Consider the following 17,140-nt stretch of genomic DNA (forward strand, 5'->3'; position numbering starts at 1 on the left):
CCGTTCGACGCTGCGCCCGGATATGACGCCGATTGTCGTCGTTCCAGGCGAAGAACTCCCGAAGCCTGCGGGGATATCCGGACGAAGCTCACGGCGATCAGGAAGGCACGCCGATGGCACTGAGAACGGTTGAGGTGGCGCACCGCGACGACTACAACTTCGGCGTCGGCGCCGATCTCGCGTCAGGAAGTCCGATGGGATTCGTCGTCGACGGTGATCCGGAGGGAATCGCCCAAGCGGGCGGCGCTTCGGTGACGTTCGAAGTACGACGAATCAACAGCACCGAGGAGCTCGAGGAATCACTCGGCGTCAGCGCCGAAGCCAGTTACGGGTCAGGACTCTTCGGCGCTGGCATCTCGGCGCGCTTCGGTTACGCCAAGAACTGCAAGGTGCAAACCTCTTCCCTCTTCATGGTGGTTACTGCACGCATCGTCCTCGAGCATCTATCAATCAAAGCGCCGAAGCTCACCGGCAGCGCCGCTGAACTCAGAAGTAACGCAGAACAATTCGCGGCGAGATACGGCAACATGTTCGTTCGCGGCATGGACCGTGGCGGATTGTTCGTTGGCGTTTTCCGCTATGACGTGCGTAGCGAACAGGAACGCACCGAGGTCTCGGCGGAACTCGAGGGCTCCTATGGACTCTTCAGCGCCGAAGCGCGCATGAAGTTCGACAGCATCCGCAGCAAGTATCATTGCGATGCGTTCGTCAGCATGCACCACGAAGGCGGACCGACGGACCTTCAGATCACAGACGTCACCGACCCAGTTCAACTGATGGACAATGCAAATCGGTGGCTCAAAGCGTTTCACGACGATCCCGACCGCAATGCGATGCCGTACACGGTAACTCTAGCTCCCATCGCGATCGCCGAAGGTCCGCTGCCGCTGAACGAGATCGACGTGCAACATGCGCAGGACGTACTGATGATCTGCGCCAAACAGCGCAGCCGCATTCTCGACAAGATCAACCTGCTCGAGTACGTCGTTGACCATTCCGAGGCGTACGACTGGACGTCGGCTGGCGCGGGTACCGTGACATTCCTGACTGAGGCGGTCAACGGATTTCAACAGGATCTCGATCTCATCGCCAGTTGTGCCAGCAGAGCGATCAATATGCCGGGCGAAGCGAAGATGCCCGCGGATTACGCCGTGGCAACCGATGAGGTCTACCCGGTGGGTGTGATGCCGACCCTGCCAACCCCGAAACCGCCGCCGTCGATTGAGAAAATTCAGGTCGGGAACATGGTTGGGGTTGACCTCCGGTCGTGGAATGACTGCTTGCACTACTTGGGACCCGGTCACGGCTACACCGTCGAACAGATGCTCGCGGGAGTTGACCTGTACGAAGACGGAACGCCTCCGCGACCACTCCTCTACGTCAGTCGCGAACAGGCGGAGTTCATGGAGCAGGTGCTCGGGGGCAAGATGGACGTGCGAGAAGACCCGCCCGGCCTTGACCCCGACAGGGATCTTGACTACAACGTCGGATTCAAGATCACCGAGCAGGAACCTGCACCCAACGCGCTCGTTCCCGTAGGAACGGTTCTCAACGTCAAGTGGACGCAGTACGTGCCGTAGAAGGTGCTTCGTCCGCATTCGCTTGGCAGAAGCTACCCCCACGCGTGACGTCGGCGCCGGACACTTGTTTTGTTGAACAGGTGCCCGGCGCCAATCGTTGATGTCTCAGACCGAGAGCAGCCTCTCGAAGAAGCTCCGGTAGCGCTTGAGCGCGACTCGCAAGTCTTCGGTCGAGGCCTGCTCTCCGCGGCTCCACTGATCCTCGAGCCGCGACCGTGCGTGGTCGAAACCGGTGGTCAGCTGCTGCACCAGATCGGCAACCAGACCGTCGGCCTTCTGCACGCAGTCCTTCGGATCGTCGACGAAGCTGGCTTGCACCGCGTCCCACCGGGCACGCAGCCCCGCGAGTTCATCGTGCGCGAAAAGACCGGCGTCTGAGTCGGTTTCGCGGTCAGACTGGTGGTGAACTCCGCCGGAGACCTGCGGGTCCATCGGTGTCGTAGGCGGCCCGCCGGCCTGCGCTGCGCCTGCTTGCGTCGCGCCGGCGTCGGTCTGCACGGGAGCGACCTGGTCTTCGGGAATGTGGTTCGGGTTCTCCGTGGCGTACTGAGGGTGCTGCCCCTGCGGAGTCTGATCAGTGTAGGTGTCGGTGTGCTGATCGTGGGTGGTCATGCGCGCGCCTCCTTCGAGGTGTCGGTGTCGGTGTCGGTGGTGTCGAGAAGTCGTTCGAACAGTGCGCGGTAGTGCACGAAGGCTTCCCGCTGCCGTTCGGTGTTGACCTCGCCGCGCTCCTGGGCGGTGTGCACGCTGTGTGCTGCGCGGTAGTTCTCGACGATGTGGGGGTGGTCGACGGAGATGTCGGCGGCACGGCGTTCGAAGTCGTCGACCGGGTAGCCGCGCTGGCGCATCACCTCGGTGACGAGCAGGTCCGCGGTGCCGACGGCCCGGGCGGGGTCGTCGACGAACTCCGTCTGCACCTGCGCCCAGCGGACTTCGAAATCATTGCGTGCCACGGGGGGGAGCGCGACGATGTCGAGCTTGTCGCGCTTGCGGGCCCGCGTTGCCAGTTCCTTTTCCGCTGCCTTGGGATCGCCGGTTCGCTGTACCGTCCGGTCGTATTCCGGGCCGAAGTGTTGCTTGAGCTCTTCACTGCGTTTGCGTCCGCCGCCGGAACGCACTGCCAGCACCACGAGCACGATCACCACGATGATTGCTGCGGCGATCAAAATCCATTGCCAGGTAGGCATTTCGAACTCCTTTCGTGCACGTTCGGGTAGCCCTGACGTGGTCTACGCAAACGTCAGTTTGTGACTGGTATCACGGAAGCCCAGGTCAGGGGTCAGAAGTAGTGACGCCGGCCGCCGACGGCGCGACCGGTGGTGCCGAGGACGGCGAGGACAGCTCCGACGACCAGGAGAATGACTCCGATCGTGGTGAGGATGGAGATCTTCAGCAGGAGCCCTGCGATGACGGCGATGATGCCGAGAATGATCATGATCGGACCTTTCCTAGAACGTATTTCGGTCGTTCGGACCATGCTCAGTCGACCACCCTCAAGGGTGTGGCGGTACACCCTTAAGGGGGTAATGTCAGCGCCGTGTCCGAGCCCATCACTGTGGCGCTCATCGACGACTACGACGTCGTCGTCAAAGGCGTGGCCAACATGCTCGAGCCGTATCGGGACCGCGTCGTGGTCGCCGAACTCGACGCCACCACGCCGCTGAAAGACACCGTCGACATCGCGCTGTACGACAGCTTCGCCCAACCCGAATCCGATCACGAGGAGATCGGTGTCCTGGTTGCCAACCCGTGTGCACGCCGAGTTGTGGTCTACACCTGGAACTTTCATCCAGACCTCGTCGCCAGTGCGCAGGAGCGCGGGGCGCACGGCTATCTGTCGAAGACGCTGGCGGCGCGCGAGTTGGTGACGGCACTGGAAGCTGTGCACAGGGGAGAGACGGTGGTCAGCGAGGCGCCGCCGCGAAGCCGCCCTGCCCCGGGCAACGACTGGCCCGGTCGCGGTGAGGGGCTCAGCGACCGTGAGGCCGAGATCCTGGCGCTCATCACGCAGGGAAAGAGCAACGCCGACGTCGCGCGCCTGACCTACCTGAGCCCGAACACGGTGAAGTCCTACATCCGGTCGCTGTATCGCAAGCTCGACGTGCAAAGCCGCACGCAGGCGGTGCTGTGGGGGACACGGCACGGATTCCTACCCGACCACCACCGCATCGAGCACTGGCGGGGCGGGCCGTAGCGGGGGGCGTAGACTGTCACAAGCTGGTCCATCCAGCCGTCCCGCTTGGGCCATATTTCGTTCTCAGCCTGGTCTTCCCGAGTCCTCACATCCCGTCGGGCACCGTCCGGCGGCAACAGTTCGGTCGGGAACCTCGTGAAAGTTTTAACGCCCTTTCAGCATTCGCTCGTCCGCTTCGGACGCGCCGACGTTGCCAACGTGTCGAGCGTCGGCATCTTGAGCACCTATGGGCCGACCGTGTGCGGTCTGGCGACGTTCAGCGCCGCCCTGGCCCATGGTCTGTCCCTGCGAGGCGTCGATGTCGATGTCGTACGCGTGTCCGACGGAGTCCCTTCTGCACGCGCCGACGTGGTGGGCGAGCTGGTCAGTGGTTCGGCGGCATCCGCTGCAGCGGCGGCGCAACTGCTCAACCGTCGCGACGTGGCGATCATTCAGCATGAGTACGGCATCTACGGCGGTGCCGACGGCGAACAGGTCATCGACGTCATGAAGGGCCTGACGGTGCCCGTGATCGTCATCGTGCACACAGTGCTGACAACCCCGACGCCGCATCAACGCTCGGTACTCGACGAGGTGATGGCCCGCGCCGACCAGGTGGTCGTCATGTCGAGCTCGGCGCGCGAGCGGCTGCGCGCCGGCTTCCGCGTCAGTGACCGGAAGGTCACCACGATCCCGCACGGTGCCGCGCTGCCCACCACAGCGGCGTCGAAGCGCTCGGGCCGGCCGATCCTGCTGTCCTGGGGACTCCTCGGGCCCGGCAAGGGTATCGAAAGGGTCATCCGCGCGATGGTTTCCCTGACGGACCTCGCGCAGCAACCCCGATATCTGATTGCTGGCCGCACGCACCCGAAAGTGCTCGCCCTCGACGGCGAGAAGTACCGAGAAAGCCTTGTCGCACAGGCTGAAAGCCTCGGAGTGTCTGGATCGGTGTCATTCGATGCGGCGTATCGAACGCCCGAAGCGCTGACATCGCTGATGCAGTCGGCGTCTGTCGTCGTGCTGCCCTACGACTCCACTGAGCAAGTCACGTCTGGCGTGCTGGTCGACTCGATCGCCAGCGGTCGACCTATCGTGGCGACGACCTTCCCCCACGCTGTCGAACTGCTGGGCGGTGGCGCAGGCACTCTGGTCCCACATGACGATCCCGATGCGTTGGTCCGCGCCTTGCGCCGGCTCCTCACCGACCCGCGCGTCGCGGGCGCGATGGCTTCCGAAGCGCGGCAGCTTTCTTCCTCGATGGCATGGCCCGTTGTGGCAGGTTCCTACATCACTTTGGCGCAGAGCCTCGTTGCTGCCCGGCGAGGGCCGGCGTGACCCGGGCAGTTCCCCCACCGGTGTTCTCGCATCTCCTGCGGCTCACCGATCACCGTGCCACCTTCGAGCACGCGCTTCTGACCGAACCGCGCCGCGAGCATGGTTACTGCGTCGACGACATGGCCAGGGTCCTCGTCGTCACGACACGGGAGCCATACGCGTCCGTTCCAGTGACCGCCCTGGCCGGCAGGGCACTGACCTTTCTGAGCGACGCCCTGTCCGAGGACGGCACGTGCCGAAACCGCATGGACGTTCACGGATGCTGGAGTGGTCGATCGAATACCGACGATCACTGGGGCCGATTGGTGTGGGCCTTGGGCACTGCCGCCGCGCGCAGCGGGAGCGCCCAGGTACGCGGCGTCGCCGCGCAGCAGTTCGATCGCGCGGCACGTGCCCGTTCACGCCATCTGCGGGCGTCTGCGTTCGCCGCCCTCGGCGCTGCCGAGGTTCTTGCCGTCGCGCCGGGGCACCCGTCCGCATGCGAGCTGCTCATCGACTACGCGGCTCGGATACCGCTCGCGCCGACCGACCCTGGTTGGCCCTGGCCGGAGCCTCGTCTGCGCTACGCCAACGCCGCCCTCGCCGAGGCGATGATCGCGGCGGGCGAAGCGCTCGACGATGTGGCGATACGCGGACGCGGCATCGCCATGCTCGAGTGGCTACTGGGCGTCGAGACCGGCGACGGGCATCTGTCGCCCACGCCTGTCGGAGGCCGCGGCCGCTCCGATCACGGGCCTGGATTCGACCAGCAGCCGATCGAGGTGGCAGCCCTGGCGGACGCCTGCGCCCGGGCTGCGACCACCGACTCGCGGCCACTCTGGTGCGAAGGTCTGCGTCTGGCCGTGGGGTGGTTCTGCGGTGACAACGATCTCGGCCTGCCCATGTGGGATCGCACGACCGGTGGCGGGTTCGACGGTCTGCACGCCGACCGCGTGAACCAGAATCAAGGTGCGGAGTCCACCTTGGCGGCACTGTCGACGATGCAGCAGGCGCGGCGTTTGTCGTCTGTTTGGCGATGACCGGGCCCACGGTGGGGCTCGCCACCCGCCATCCGCAACGCCTCCTACCCGACGCTCGTCGGGTGATCTCCCGGCTGTTCGTGCCGGGTCAGGAAGGGTTCGAGCTGCAGGAGACCCGTGCGGGTCAGGTCTTGAAGCGGATTCTCGCGCTCGCCGACGACGAGGTCATCGAGGCCCTGCGAGACGTCGTGACGCACTTCGCGGGTCGGCACCGAGATCTGTACGGCACGTGGCGCATGCACGCCGAGGAGCTCGCCGATCGACTAGACCCTCACCATGCGCTGTCGGAGTCGCGAATGTTGTTGCTGGGCGCCACATTCACCAGCGAGTACGCCGTCGAGGGTGCGGCGCTGTGCAATCCGAGCATGGTCGCCCACCCCAACCAGGAGGGTATACCCGCGGGAACTCTGCGGTTCGTGATGAGCGTGCGGGGCATCGGAGAAGGTCATCGGTCCTCGATCGGATTCCGGACCGGTGTCGTCGACGCCAATGGTTCATGCGCCGTGGACTCGCCCGTCGCGTTCGCCTCGACGGGACGCTTCGAACACACCCTGCTGGACGCGGCGATCTTCCGCGCTGAGCTGAGCCGGCAGGACCGCGCCGGCGAGGCCACCGACTACATCTTCGCCAAGCTCGGTGAGCGGTTCACCGCGGCCGACCTCGAGGAGCGACTCGAGACTCTCGGGGCGCATCTGAGCACTCGAGGGCACGCCGCGGAGACCATCGACACGGTGCGCGCTATCGCCGCGCGCTTCTACGGTGTCGAATACGACTCGTCGACGACGTTGGCCGAGCGGGTGCTGTGGCCGGCTATCGAGGCCGAGGGGGTGGGCATGGAGGACGCTCGCTTCGTGCGCTTCTTCGACGATGACGGGCAGGCCACCTACTACGCCACCTACACCGCTTACAGCGGATCGGCAATCAGCCAGCAACTGCTGGAGACTGCAGATTTCCAGACGTTCACGTCCATGCCGCTGGTCGGTCGCGCCGCCGCGAACAAGGGCCTGGCCCTGTTTCCCCGTCGGATCAACGGGCGGTTCGTGGCGATGTCCAGGTCAGATCGGGAGACCAACACCATCGCGTTCGCCGACCATCCCGCCGTCTGGACGTCGGCCTCGCCGTGCCAGCAGCCGATCGAGACGTGGGAGACGGTGCAACTCGGCAATTGCGGTGCACCGATAGAGACCGACGCGGGGTGGTTGGTACTCACCCACGGCGTCGGACCGATGCGGACCTACAGCATCGGCGCGATTCTGCTCGACCTCGACGACCCGACGCAGATGATCGGCCGGCTGCGACGGCCGCTGCTGGCCCCCGCCGACGACGAGCGCTGCGGATACGTGCCGAACGTCGTCTACTCCTGCGGCGCCCTCGTGCACGCCGGCACGCTTGTGATGCCCTACGGCATCTGTGACTCCGCGATCGGGGTCGCGACCGTGCCGCTTGACGATCTGTTGAACCACATGCGATAGACGGCGACCGCGTAGACTGGGCCTACAAGCCGGCGCGCTGCCCTCTGGGCGCCGTCGACCCCGGGCTCTGCAGACCGGTCCGGCTGTACGTCAACGGCCGGACCACTCGAGGACACCTCATCGCCATCACCGACATCGCCGCATACACCCACCTCTCGCCGCAGGACATCGCCAACCTCGGCGAGGAACTCGACGCGATCCGCACCGACATCGAAGAGTCGCTCGGTGCCCGCGACGCCGCCTACATCCGGCGCACGATCATGTTCCAGCGCACCCTCGACGTCGCTGCGCGGCTTCTCATCGTCGCGTCGCGGTCGAAGGTCGGCTGGGTGGCGGGAACCGCGGCACTCGGATTCGCCAAGAGCGTCGAGAACATGGAGATCGGGCACAACGTGTCCCACGGCCAATGGGATTGGATGAACGATCCCGAAATCCATTCCAGCTCTTGGGAATGGGACATGGTCGCGGTCTCTTCGCACTGGAAATCGTCGCACAACTACCGCCATCACGTGTACAGCAATGTGCTCGGGGAGGACGACGATCTGGGCTTCGGCGCCATGCGCGTGGCGCCAGAACAGCCGTGGCAGCGGAAGCATCTCTTACAGCCGCTGCAGAATGTTCTCCTCGCTATGACATTCGAGTGGGGCGTTGCTCTGCACGGGTTGGATCAGCGGCGGTCGCGCGCCGAGTGGAGAGCTCAGGGCAAGGAATTGGTGCGCAAGATCTTCCGCCAGGGCGCCAAGGACTATGTGCTGTGGCCGGCAGTGAGCATGCGGCGCTGGCGCAGGACGCTGGGCGCGAACGCGACAGCCAACCTGTTACGCAACCTCTGGGCGTACGTGGTCATCTTCTGCGGCCACTTTCCCGACGGCACGCAGAAGTTCACCGCCGATGTCCTCGACACCGAGACGCGGGCGGAGTGGTACCTGCGGCAGATGCTCGCGACCGCCAACTTCACGGCCGGCCGGTTCCTCGGGTTCGCCAGTGGGAATCTCTGCTATCAAATCGAGCATCACCTGTTCCCGGATCTGCCCAGCAACCGGCTCGCCGAGATCGCCGAGCGGGTCCGGCCGCTGTGCGAGAAGTACGACCTGCCCTACCTGACGGGTTCGCTCTCGCATCAGTACGCGTCGACGCTGCGAGTGATCCACCGGCTGGCGCTGCCGAACGGGGCCTAACTCTCCTTTGCGTGCGGATAGGTTTCGCCGCGGTGCTGGAACGACAGGATCTCGTCGTTGAGTATGACGCCGTCGCGCATCTCCACGGCGCGCGCCACGGTGGTGCTGTCCTCCCACGCCGCGGGCCCGCCCAGGACCGTCTCCACATGGGGGAGCAGCGCCTCGCTGATCTCCCATGTCGCGGAGTTGAACAGGTACGACGGGCTGTGGTCGACCGCGTAGTAGTGAATGCCGTTGGGCAACAGCCGAAGTGGATCGGCGAATGAGGTGGGCTGCGCCCAGCTGAAACCCATACCGGCATCGCAGGACACATCGACGATCAAGCTCCCCGCCGCGAAATCGGCCAGGTCGTCGTCGGTGGCGAAGATCAACGGGCTCGTCGGATTCTGAAGGACGCAGTTGACGGCGATGTCGTGGTCGGCCAGTAGTTTGGCCACGGGAATCACGCCGCCATCTCCGGTGTCGACCCACGTCGCCTCGGGCGGGGCGTCGTCGTCGTGCCCCATCTGGAGGATCTGGGTGGAGGGGATCGGTGCGGCGACGGCGGCGACGTCGCGGTTGGTCAGGACGCGGACCTCGTCGACACCATGCGCATTCAATGCGGTGACGGCGCCGCGCGCCGTCGCACCGAAGCCGATGACCGCCGCGCTGAGTCGCCGGCCGTAGTTGCCGGTGACACCGATGAGGGAGAGGGCGTGCAGGACCGAGCAGTATCCGGCGAGTTCGTTGTTCTTGTGGAAGACGTGGAGTGCGAAGCTGCCGTCGGCCTTCCAGTGATTCATCGACTCGAAGGCGATCATCGTCAGCCGCCGATCGATAGCAGCCTGTGTGACGTCCGGGTTCTGAACGAGATGTGGCCAGCCCCAGACGATCTGGCGCTCGCGAAACTCGGCGAGGTCCTCCGCCTCGACCTTGGGCAGCAGGATGACGTCGCACTCGGCGATCAACTGCTCCCGGGTCCGGAGACCGCCGACCACGTCGGTGAGCGACTCGTCGGTGGCTCCGAAGTGGGACCCGTAGCCGTGCTCGACGAAGATCCGGCCCCGGATCGACGGATCGATCTTGGCGAAGTGATCGGGGTGGATGGGCAACCGGCGTTCGTCAGGTTTGCGCGAGGTGGCGACAATGCCGAGAGACAGCGTCGAGGAGCCGGAACGCTCGCTCACTCGGCGGCCTTGCGGTGCGGCTCGCCGTCCGCACGGACTTGGTGTTCGAGCTTGGTGTCCCGGCCGAGTTCGACGAATGCCGCTTGATCGCGCAGGTGCGTGGCGTCACGGCGCGCATCGGCGGCCCGGCTCGTGGACGGCCGGATACCGGTCACCACTCGACGAGACACCTTGGCCCCGGATTCGAGGAGAGCGAGTAGCCGGGACTTGACGACGGAGAACATGAGGATCTCAGATCTGCTGGAAGGGAGACCAGTACACGCCGCAATCGCGGACCTGTCAAACAGATGTCGTCGACGATTTTCGAGCACCGGCGCGGCCGGCCGGACCCGCTACAACGGCAGCAAGATCCCCTTCACGCTGGGGTCGGTGGCGAGAAATCTCTGTACCGCCGGATCCTTGAACGTCGCGACCAGCTTCTTGATGTTGTCGGTGTCGGCCCAGCGGCTGCCGATGGTCAGCTGTCCGGCGAACTCGTCGGGGGCCGGCGGCGCGAAGATCTGCTGCTGAACGGGCACTTTGGCAGCCAGGTAGTACTCCGTGTAACCCACGGCCGCGTCTAGGTCGGGCAGCGAGCGGGACTGCGCCGCGAAGTCGAGCAGCGTGAACTTCAGGTTCTTGGGATTGCCGACGATGTCCTTCTGCGTCGCGGTCCACTTGTCGACCGCGGGGTTCAGCGTGATCAGACCGGCGCGCTCGAGGAGCCACAGGCCCTGCGCCTCGTTGGCAGGATCGGAATAGAGGGAGATGTTGGCTCCGTCGGGAAGTTGATTGACGTCGGTGTACTTGTCCGACCAGATGCCGAAGCCCCAGCGGAAGACGGGTGTGGCTGCCTCCTCGCGGAAGTCGGGGTTGGCCTCGAGCACCTGGCCCAGCCATAGTTTGTGTTGGTAGATGGTGCCCGCCACCTCACCGTCGCTGACGGCTCGGTTTATCGTGTTGCTGTCGGCCAGACCGCGGAATGCCACCGTGATGCCGTGCTTGGGCGCCACCTCACGGCTGATGTATTCGATGAGCGCCTGCTCGGCGGCGTTGCCCTCGTTGGTCGCGACCACCAGCGTCGCGCCGGGGATCTCGTTGGCGGACTTTGTGTCTCCGAAGAAGAAGAAGCGGCCCGCGACCACGGCGACGATCACGACCACCAGCCCGGCCGCGAGCCAGATCAAGCGGGGACGCTTCTTGAGGTCGAACCCGTGGTCGTCGGGCGTGTCGACCTGGTTCTCGGTGGTGGTCATGCGGTGACGGTTCCTTTCGCGCGTGCGTGGGGGGTGGTGAAGCGGACCGCGGCGTCGCCGATGAGCTGCACGGCGGCGACGGTCACGACGAGAATGACGATGGTGGCCAGCATGACGCCCTGATCGAACCGCTGATATCCGTAAGTGACCGCGACGTAACCGATCCCGCCCGCGCCGATGGTGCCGGCGATCGCGGAGTACTCGATCATCGCGATGATGTTGATCGTCAGACCACCGAGAATCGACGGCACCGCCTCGTTGAGTTGAGCAGTGCGGATGATCTGCAGACGCGATCCGCCCGAGGCGCGGGCGACCCTGACCACCGACGGCGGGACCGAGCGCAGAGAGTTCTCGACGATACGGGTGAAGAATGCGATGCCGGCCAACGACATCGGCACCACCGCGGCAGCGATGCCGATGTTCGTGCCCGTGATGAACCGGGTGAACGGCATGATGGCGGCCATCAAGATCAGGAACGGCAGCGAGCGGCCGACGCTGATGATCCAGCTCAACCCCGTGTGCAGCGCCGGGTTCTCGAAGAGCCCGCCGGGTGCGAGGTTGTGCACCAGCGCACCGAGAGGGACGCCGACGAGGACGACGATGGTCATCACGATGCCGACCATGATCAGGGTGTCGACGAGCGCGGGGAACAGCAGGCCGGGTAGCTCGTTGACCGGGACCTTGGCGTTGGCCAGCAGGGCGTGGGTCACGCTGCGCCCCGAAGCGGCGCGTCACCGGTGGACAGTCCGTACCGGGCGAGCACGTCGGCGGCGCGGGCAGACAGGTCTGCCGGGATGCCCAGCGTCGCCGAGCCAACGGTGACGCCCTGCACCTGCTGCACCGAGGCGCCGAGGATGGCGATGGGGGCCCCGAGGTCGGCGCTGGCGCGGGCGATCCAGTCGCTGGGCACGCTGGGTGAGTCGTAGATGACGTGCCACACCTGCTGCCCGAGGGCGGCATCGCTGGACAGGCCCTGGGGGCGCAGCTCGGCGCCGAGCACCGATGCAGGATCGGTGAGAAGGTCCACCAGCCGGCCGGATTCGACGATGCTGCCGTGGTCGAGCCGAGCCACCGAGTCGGCGATTTTGAGCACGGTGTCCATCTCGTGGGTGATGAACACGATCGAGAGATCGAGATCGTCGCGCAGCTCGCGCAGCAGGTCGACGACCGACGCGGTGTTCGTGGGGTCGAGACCGGCGGTCGCTTCGTCGGCAAGCAGCACCGACGGGCGCAGTGCCAGCGCCCGTGCGATGCCGACGCGCTGCTTCTGCCCGCCGGAGAGCTGGAATGGGTAGTGGTTGGCGCGGTGGGACAGTCCGACCCGGTCGAGAAGCTCGGCGACGCGCTTCTCGGATTCCGCCGCGGTGACCCCCAGGTATTCCAGTGGCAGCGCGACGTTCTCGGCGGCCGTGCGCCGTTCGAACAGACCCGCCGACTGGAACACCGTGCCGATACGCCGGCGGGCGACACGCAATTTCTGGGTGGACAGTGTGGTGAGATCGTCACCGTTGACGACAACGGAGCCCGACGTCGGCGGGGTGAGCAGGTTGATGCATTCGGCCAGGGTGCTCTTGCCGGCCCCACTGGGCCCCACGACCGCCAAGATCTCCCCGGCGTCCACCCGGAAGGTGATGCGGTCGAGCACCACGGTTCGGTGCTCGCCACTGCCGTAGACCTTGGTCAGGTCGGTCAACTCGATCATGGGCGCGAACGCTGTCAAAGCGCGTCGGTACGGAACACCTTTGCGCTCAGGGTGAGTCGATCGCGGTGAGCGCAACTCTTCTCGCGCCGCCGATCATGCCGCACAGTACTGGACGCATGAACATCGATGAGTCGGTTGCGGCGCAGCCACACGGTTTCACCCTCCAGAAGCGGCGTCGCTGGCCCTATCTCGTGGTGGCGGTTGCCGTCATCGCGGCCGTGACAACGTTTCTCGTGATCCAACATTCCTCGGGGACGACGTCGGCGAACGAAACGGCGGGCGCGCCGCTCGACGTGGTCTACCTGGACTCGAACCCGGCGGAGAAGGCGATCATCGACTACGTCGCCGCGAACATCGCGCCGGACTACGACGTCAAGGTCGGTGCGGTCGGGCTCGGCGACAGCACACAGATCAACCAGGCGGTCAGCGACGGCCGATATGCGGGAACCATCTTCCAGCACCGGCATTGGTTGCAGCAGGTGCTCGACGCCAACCCGGGCTTCAAGGAAGAGGCGGCCACCGGACCGTTCTTCCACTGGGTGTTCGGCATCTGGTCGGACAAATACCGCACGCCTCAGGACATTCCGGACGGTGCGACGGTGTCGCTGCTCGCCGATCCCGCCAACAATGCGCAGGGCATCTGGTATCTCGCGCAGGCCGGGCTGGTGACCCTGCGGCCCGATGCCGACATCACGGCGTTGACGACCAAGGACATCGTCGCCAACCCGAAGAACCTCACGTTCACGCTCCTCGATTTCGGCGCTCAGCCGCGGGCGCTGCCCGACCTGGATGCGATCGTCGGCTATGCCGAGTCGTTCCTGGCTGCCGGGGTCAGCGAGGACAAGCTGATCTTCGCTCCGAAGTCACCCGACGAGTTCGCCTCGGTGCTGACGGTGGGCAGCGACTACGTCGACACCGAGAACGTGCAGAACCTGATCAAGGCCTTCAAGGATCCACGCGTGCAGGAGTTCATCGCTACCGATCCCGACGTGAAGAAGCTCGCGTTGCCTGGTGATCCGGCGTGACGTCGAGGCAGCTTCATCTGGGAGTCAACGTCCTCTCCGACGGCATGCATCCGGCCGCGTGGCAGTTTCCCGGCGCCGACCCGCACTGGTTCACCGACCTGTCCTACTGGGTCGAGGTCGCCCGGATCGCCGAACGCGGGACGCTCGACGCGCTGTTCCTGGCCGACAGCCCGTCGCTGTTCCAGAAGCCCGACGAGCCGCTCACGGCGCCTCCGCTGGCGCTCGATCCGGTCGTGCTGCTCTCGGCGCTGGCGTCGGCGACCACGCACCTCGGCTTGATCGGGACGGTGTCGACGTCGTTCGAGGAGCCCTACAACGTCGCGCGGCGCTTCGCGTCCCTCGACCACCTCAGCCGCGGTCGAGTCGCGTGGAATGTGGTGACCAGCAGTGACGCGTACGCGTGGAACAACTTCGGCGGGAGCGCCCAGCCGGACAGGGCGCAGCGGTACCGGCGGGCCGCGGAGTTTATCGATGTGGTTCGCGCGCTGTGGGATTCGTGGGACGACGACGCCGTGCTGGCCGACAAGCACACAGGAGCCTTCAGTAGGCCCGGCGCCATCCACGCCATCGATCACCGCGGCGAGTTCTTCTCCGTCGACGGGCCGCTGACGTTGCCCCGGTCTCCGCAAGGGCATCCGGTGTTGTTCCAGGCCGGTGGCTCGCCGGGCGGGTTGGATCTGGCGGCACGCTATGCCGACGGGGTGTTCGCCGCGCAGGCTTCCCTGCCGGATGCGCTGCGCAATGCTGAGGAGATCCGTTCGCGCACAGCAGCATACGGGCGATCACGAGATGCGGTCCGGATCATGCCGGGACTGTCGTTCGTGCTCGGTAGCACCGAGGCCGAGGCGCGCAGGCGCAACGACGAACTCAACGAGCTCGCAGGGGAGCGGCGTCTCGCCCACCTGGCGGGCCAGTTGTCGGTCGATCCGGGGGAACTGCATTGGGACCAGCCGCTGCCGCAGTGGCTTCTCGACGGCGCAGTGACCGACTCCGGGTCCCAGGGCGCGCGCGACATCGTGGTGAACCTGGCGCGCCGGGAGTCATTGACGGTCCGTCAGCTCTTGGACCGCGTGATCACCTGGCACCGGCTGGTGGTCGGCGGACCCGAACAGATCGCCGACGCCATCGAGGAGTGGTTCGTCGCCGGAGCGGTCGACGGGTTCAACCTGATGCCGGACGTCTTCCCGTCGGGCCTGGAGCTGTTCGTCGACCACGTCGTGCCGATCCTGCGGGATCGGGGCCTGTTCCGGCGCGAGTACACGTCGGCGACGCTGCGAGGTCATCTCGGTCTGTCACGGGTACCGGATCGACGCCTGGCTCGAGCGGGGTAACTGTCCTGGTCGGGGCGCCGCCGCGGACGGGGACAATGGAGTCATGCAGCTGTATGACTTCGACGCGATCCGCACGCGAATGGGCAGCGCTCTGTTCGGCATGGTGGCCGGCCCGGAGGGGCCGGAGAACCGGGCCCGCATCCACGGGACGCCCGGGCCGCGCTGGTTCCCCGAGGACCGACCCATCCGGCAGGTGCATGCGGACGCGTCGATGTTCGTCGGCGGTCTGCGCGCACTCCTGCTGCAGTCGCTGCACCCGCTGGCGATGGCCGGTGTCGCCCAGCACTCCGACTACCGGGGTGACCCGTGGGGACGGCTGGCCCGCACGAGCACCTTCCTCGCGGTGACGACATTCGGCGCCGCCGACGACGCCCAGCGCGCCGTCGACAAGGTCCGCGGCATCCACCGCCGCGTGCACGGAGTCGCGCCCGACGGACGTGCCTACGAAGCGGGGGATCCGCACCTGCTGGAGTGGGTGCACATCGCCGAGGTCGACAGTTTCCTGCGTGCTCACCAGCTGTACGGCTCTTCGCCGCTCGATCAGGAGGGCCGTGACGGCTACGTCGCCGACACCGCGGAGGTGGCCGCCAAGCTGGGCGTCATCGACCCGCCGCGCACCGAGGCCGAGCTCAGGCAGAGGCTGTCGGACTACCGGCCGGAGCTCGCCGGCACCGCCGCCGCCCGCGACGCTGCGCGGTTCCTGCTCCTGACGCCGCCGCTGCCGATCCTCGCGCGCGCGCCCTATGCGGCGCTCGCGGCCGCGGCGGTGGCGATGCTGCCACGGTGGGCGCGCGGACCTTTGTGGCTGCCGTATTTCCCGCCCGCGGAGGCGACGGTGGTGCGCTCGGCCGGGCACGTGCTCGTCGGCGGCATCCGGTGGGCGATGGCCGCCAACGCGGGATGAGCGTCAGCCGCCTGAGACGGTGACGACGACCTTGTCCCCGCAGCGTTGCGCCGCCGAGGTGAACGCGTCGGCGGCCTCGGCCAGCGGCCGCCGATGACTGACGATCGCGTCGAGGTCGATCCCGCTGGTCGCCAGCTCCATCGCCCGCGGGTAGGTGTCGTTCATCCGCCGCACCATCGCGAACGTGAGGCCCTTGCGCCGGGCCGCGGCCGCCGGGAACGACGACGCATCTTCCGACGGGATCCCGCCGAGTGCGATCCGTGCCCCGGGTCGGGACGCCGCGACGGCCGTGGCGATCGCGGCGTCAGTCCCGGCCATCTCGATGACCGCGTCCACACCGCGGCCCTCGGTGGCTTCCAGAATCTCGCCGTCGGCGATCTCCGGCGGGAACGCGGCGTCGACGCCGCAGTGCAGCGCGGTGGCGCGTCGGTGGGCGAGCGGCTCGACGACGAACACCCGGCGGGCACCCGCCCGGCGCACCACCTGCGCGGTGAGCACACCGATCGGCCCGCCCCCGACGACGAGGACGTCCATCCCCGCCCGCACGTGCCCGACGCCGACCGCGTGCACGGCGACCCCGAGGGGCTCGAGCAGCGCCCCGGCATCGTCGCTGAGATCGTCGGGCAGCGGATGCAGTAGATGGTCCGGCCACACCAGGTGTTCCCGTAAGGCTCCGTCGAGCGTGCCGTGACCCGCGAATTCCACTGTTGGACACAGGTTGTGGAGGCCGGCCGTGCACATCTCGCACTGCTGGCACGGGATCGCGGGATCCACCGCGACCCGCCGCCCAGCCTGTGGGCCGGTGAGTGCGACGGCGGCGAACTCGTGGCCGGGCACCACGGGACGCTCGATGCGGTTCTCCCCGATGCCGCCGTCGGTGAACCAGTGCAGGTCCGAACCGCAGATGCCGACCGAGGTGACCGCGAGCAGCGACCAGCCGGGAGGGGGTTCGTCGGGATCGAGTTCGCGGTACACGCGCAGATCCCCGACACCGTGCAGACGCGCGGCGAGCATCAGCGC

General features: G+C 66.5%; 18 protein-coding genes. 9 read left to right on the forward strand and 9 right to left on the reverse strand.

The annotated features are described in order from the left end of the window. Window positions 1–32: 32 nt before the first annotated feature. Entirely contained in the window at window positions 33–1,580 is a 1,548-nt protein-coding gene (locus ACZY1G_RS04780) for a hypothetical protein (RefSeq protein ID WP_463813960.1), read from the forward strand. Window positions 1,581–1,685: 105 nt separating this feature from the next. Here the strand turns inward: ACZY1G_RS04780 and ACZY1G_RS04785 are convergent, their stop codons facing one another. The 3 genes from ACZY1G_RS04785 to ACZY1G_RS04795 all read right to left on the reverse strand — a co-directional run bounded on the left by ACZY1G_RS04785 (window position 1,686) and on the right by ACZY1G_RS04795 (window position 3,015). Then, window positions 1,686–2,192, reverse strand: coding sequence for a hypothetical protein (locus tag ACZY1G_RS04785; RefSeq protein WP_463813961.1), 507 nt, complete (start codon window positions 2,190–2,192; stop codon window positions 1,686–1,688). After that, the gene (locus ACZY1G_RS04790) at window positions 2,189–2,767 is read right to left on the reverse strand and encodes a hypothetical protein (RefSeq protein ID WP_463813962.1); all 579 of its coding nucleotides are present in this window, start codon (window positions 2,765–2,767) and stop codon (window positions 2,189–2,191) included. Before ACZY1G_RS04790 ends, ACZY1G_RS04785 begins: the two co-directional genes overlap by 4 nt. 92 nt (window positions 2,768–2,859) lie before the next feature. After that, the gene (locus ACZY1G_RS04795; protein WP_463813963.1) at window positions 2,860–3,015 is read right to left on the reverse strand and encodes a DUF6131 family protein; all 156 of its coding nucleotides are present in this window, start codon (window positions 3,013–3,015) and stop codon (window positions 2,860–2,862) included. 102 nt (window positions 3,016–3,117) lie between these two features. Here ACZY1G_RS04795 and ACZY1G_RS04800 point away from each other — a divergent pair, with 102 nt between their 5' ends. The 5 genes from ACZY1G_RS04800 (at window position 3,118) to ACZY1G_RS04820 (ending at window position 8,757) form a co-directional block, all read left to right on the forward strand. Continuing rightward, a complete protein-coding gene (locus ACZY1G_RS04800; RefSeq protein ID WP_463813964.1) occupies window positions 3,118–3,774 on the forward strand; it encodes a LuxR C-terminal-related transcriptional regulator in 657 nt (218 codons plus the stop codon). A gap of 198 nt (window positions 3,775–3,972) precedes the next feature. Further along, window positions 3,973–5,088, forward strand: coding sequence for a glycosyltransferase (locus ACZY1G_RS04805; RefSeq protein ID WP_463821736.1), 1,116 nt, complete (start codon window positions 3,973–3,975; stop codon window positions 5,086–5,088). Next, on the forward strand, window positions 5,085–6,107 hold the full coding sequence (locus ACZY1G_RS04810) for a glycosyltransferase (RefSeq protein ID WP_463821737.1): 1,023 nt from the start codon (window positions 5,085–5,087) through the stop codon (window positions 6,105–6,107). The genes ACZY1G_RS04805 and ACZY1G_RS04810 overlap by 4 nt, the downstream gene beginning before the upstream one ends. Then, complete coding sequence (locus tag ACZY1G_RS04815) at window positions 6,104–7,579, forward strand: glycoside hydrolase family 130 protein (RefSeq protein WP_463813967.1); 1,476 nt, start codon at window positions 6,104–6,106, stop codon at window positions 7,577–7,579. The genes ACZY1G_RS04810 and ACZY1G_RS04815 overlap by 4 nt, the downstream gene beginning before the upstream one ends. A gap of 119 nt (window positions 7,580–7,698) precedes the next feature. Continuing rightward, window positions 7,699–8,757: a fatty acid desaturase family protein gene (locus ACZY1G_RS04820; RefSeq protein ID WP_463814845.1), complete on the forward strand. Its 1,059-nt coding sequence runs from the start codon at window positions 7,699–7,701 to the stop codon at window positions 8,755–8,757. On the opposite strand, the gene ACZY1G_RS04825 is transcribed toward ACZY1G_RS04820, so the two are convergent. The 5 genes from ACZY1G_RS04825 to ACZY1G_RS04845 all read right to left on the reverse strand — a co-directional run bounded on the left by ACZY1G_RS04825 (window position 8,754) and on the right by ACZY1G_RS04845 (window position 12,860). Beyond that, window positions 8,754–9,923 (reverse strand): N(5)-(carboxyethyl)ornithine synthase, encoded by a 1,170-nt coding sequence (locus tag ACZY1G_RS04825; RefSeq protein WP_463821738.1) that lies wholly within the window; start codon window positions 9,921–9,923, stop codon window positions 8,754–8,756. The genes ACZY1G_RS04820 and ACZY1G_RS04825 overlap by 4 nt on opposite strands. After that, on the reverse strand, window positions 9,920–10,147 hold the full coding sequence (locus ACZY1G_RS04830) for a hypothetical protein (RefSeq protein ID WP_463813969.1): 228 nt from the start codon (window positions 10,145–10,147) through the stop codon (window positions 9,920–9,922). Before ACZY1G_RS04830 ends, ACZY1G_RS04825 begins: the two co-directional genes overlap by 4 nt. Window positions 10,148–10,255: 108 nt before the next feature. Then, complete coding sequence (locus ACZY1G_RS04835; protein WP_463821739.1) at window positions 10,256–11,158, reverse strand: MetQ/NlpA family ABC transporter substrate-binding protein; 903 nt, start codon at window positions 11,156–11,158, stop codon at window positions 10,256–10,258. Further along, window positions 11,155–11,868: a methionine ABC transporter permease gene (locus ACZY1G_RS04840; RefSeq protein ID WP_463821740.1), complete on the reverse strand. Its 714-nt coding sequence runs from the start codon at window positions 11,866–11,868 to the stop codon at window positions 11,155–11,157. Before ACZY1G_RS04840 ends, ACZY1G_RS04835 begins: the two co-directional genes overlap by 4 nt. Next, window positions 11,865–12,860, reverse strand: coding sequence for a methionine ABC transporter ATP-binding protein (locus ACZY1G_RS04845; protein WP_463821741.1), 996 nt, complete (start codon window positions 12,858–12,860; stop codon window positions 11,865–11,867). Before ACZY1G_RS04845 ends, ACZY1G_RS04840 begins: the two co-directional genes overlap by 4 nt. A 116-nt stretch (window positions 12,861–12,976) precedes the next feature. Between ACZY1G_RS04845 and ACZY1G_RS04850 the strand changes: the two genes are divergently transcribed. From ACZY1G_RS04850 to ACZY1G_RS04860, 3 genes are read left to right on the forward strand one after another with little or no spacing between them, the layout of a single operon-like run. Then, entirely contained in the window at window positions 12,977–13,885 is a 909-nt protein-coding gene (locus ACZY1G_RS04850) for a MetQ/NlpA family ABC transporter substrate-binding protein (RefSeq protein ID WP_463821793.1), read from the forward strand. After that, a complete protein-coding gene (locus ACZY1G_RS04855; RefSeq protein WP_463821742.1) occupies window positions 13,882–15,216 on the forward strand; it encodes an LLM class flavin-dependent oxidoreductase in 1,335 nt (444 codons plus the stop codon). The genes ACZY1G_RS04850 and ACZY1G_RS04855 overlap by 4 nt, the downstream gene beginning before the upstream one ends. Window positions 15,217–15,259: 43 nt before the next feature. Beyond that, the gene (locus ACZY1G_RS04860; protein WP_463821743.1) at window positions 15,260–16,120 is read left to right on the forward strand and encodes an oxygenase MpaB family protein; all 861 of its coding nucleotides are present in this window, start codon (window positions 15,260–15,262) and stop codon (window positions 16,118–16,120) included. 3 nt (window positions 16,121–16,123) lie between these two features. On the opposite strand, the gene ACZY1G_RS04865 is transcribed toward ACZY1G_RS04860, so the two are convergent. Continuing rightward, window positions 16,124–17,134: a zinc-dependent alcohol dehydrogenase gene (locus ACZY1G_RS04865; protein WP_463821744.1), complete on the reverse strand. Its 1,011-nt coding sequence runs from the start codon at window positions 17,132–17,134 to the stop codon at window positions 16,124–16,126. Between the last annotated feature and the right edge of the window lie 6 nt (window positions 17,135–17,140).

The sequence above is a fragment of the Mycobacterium sp. IDUB_5 genome, assembly GCF_055419565.1.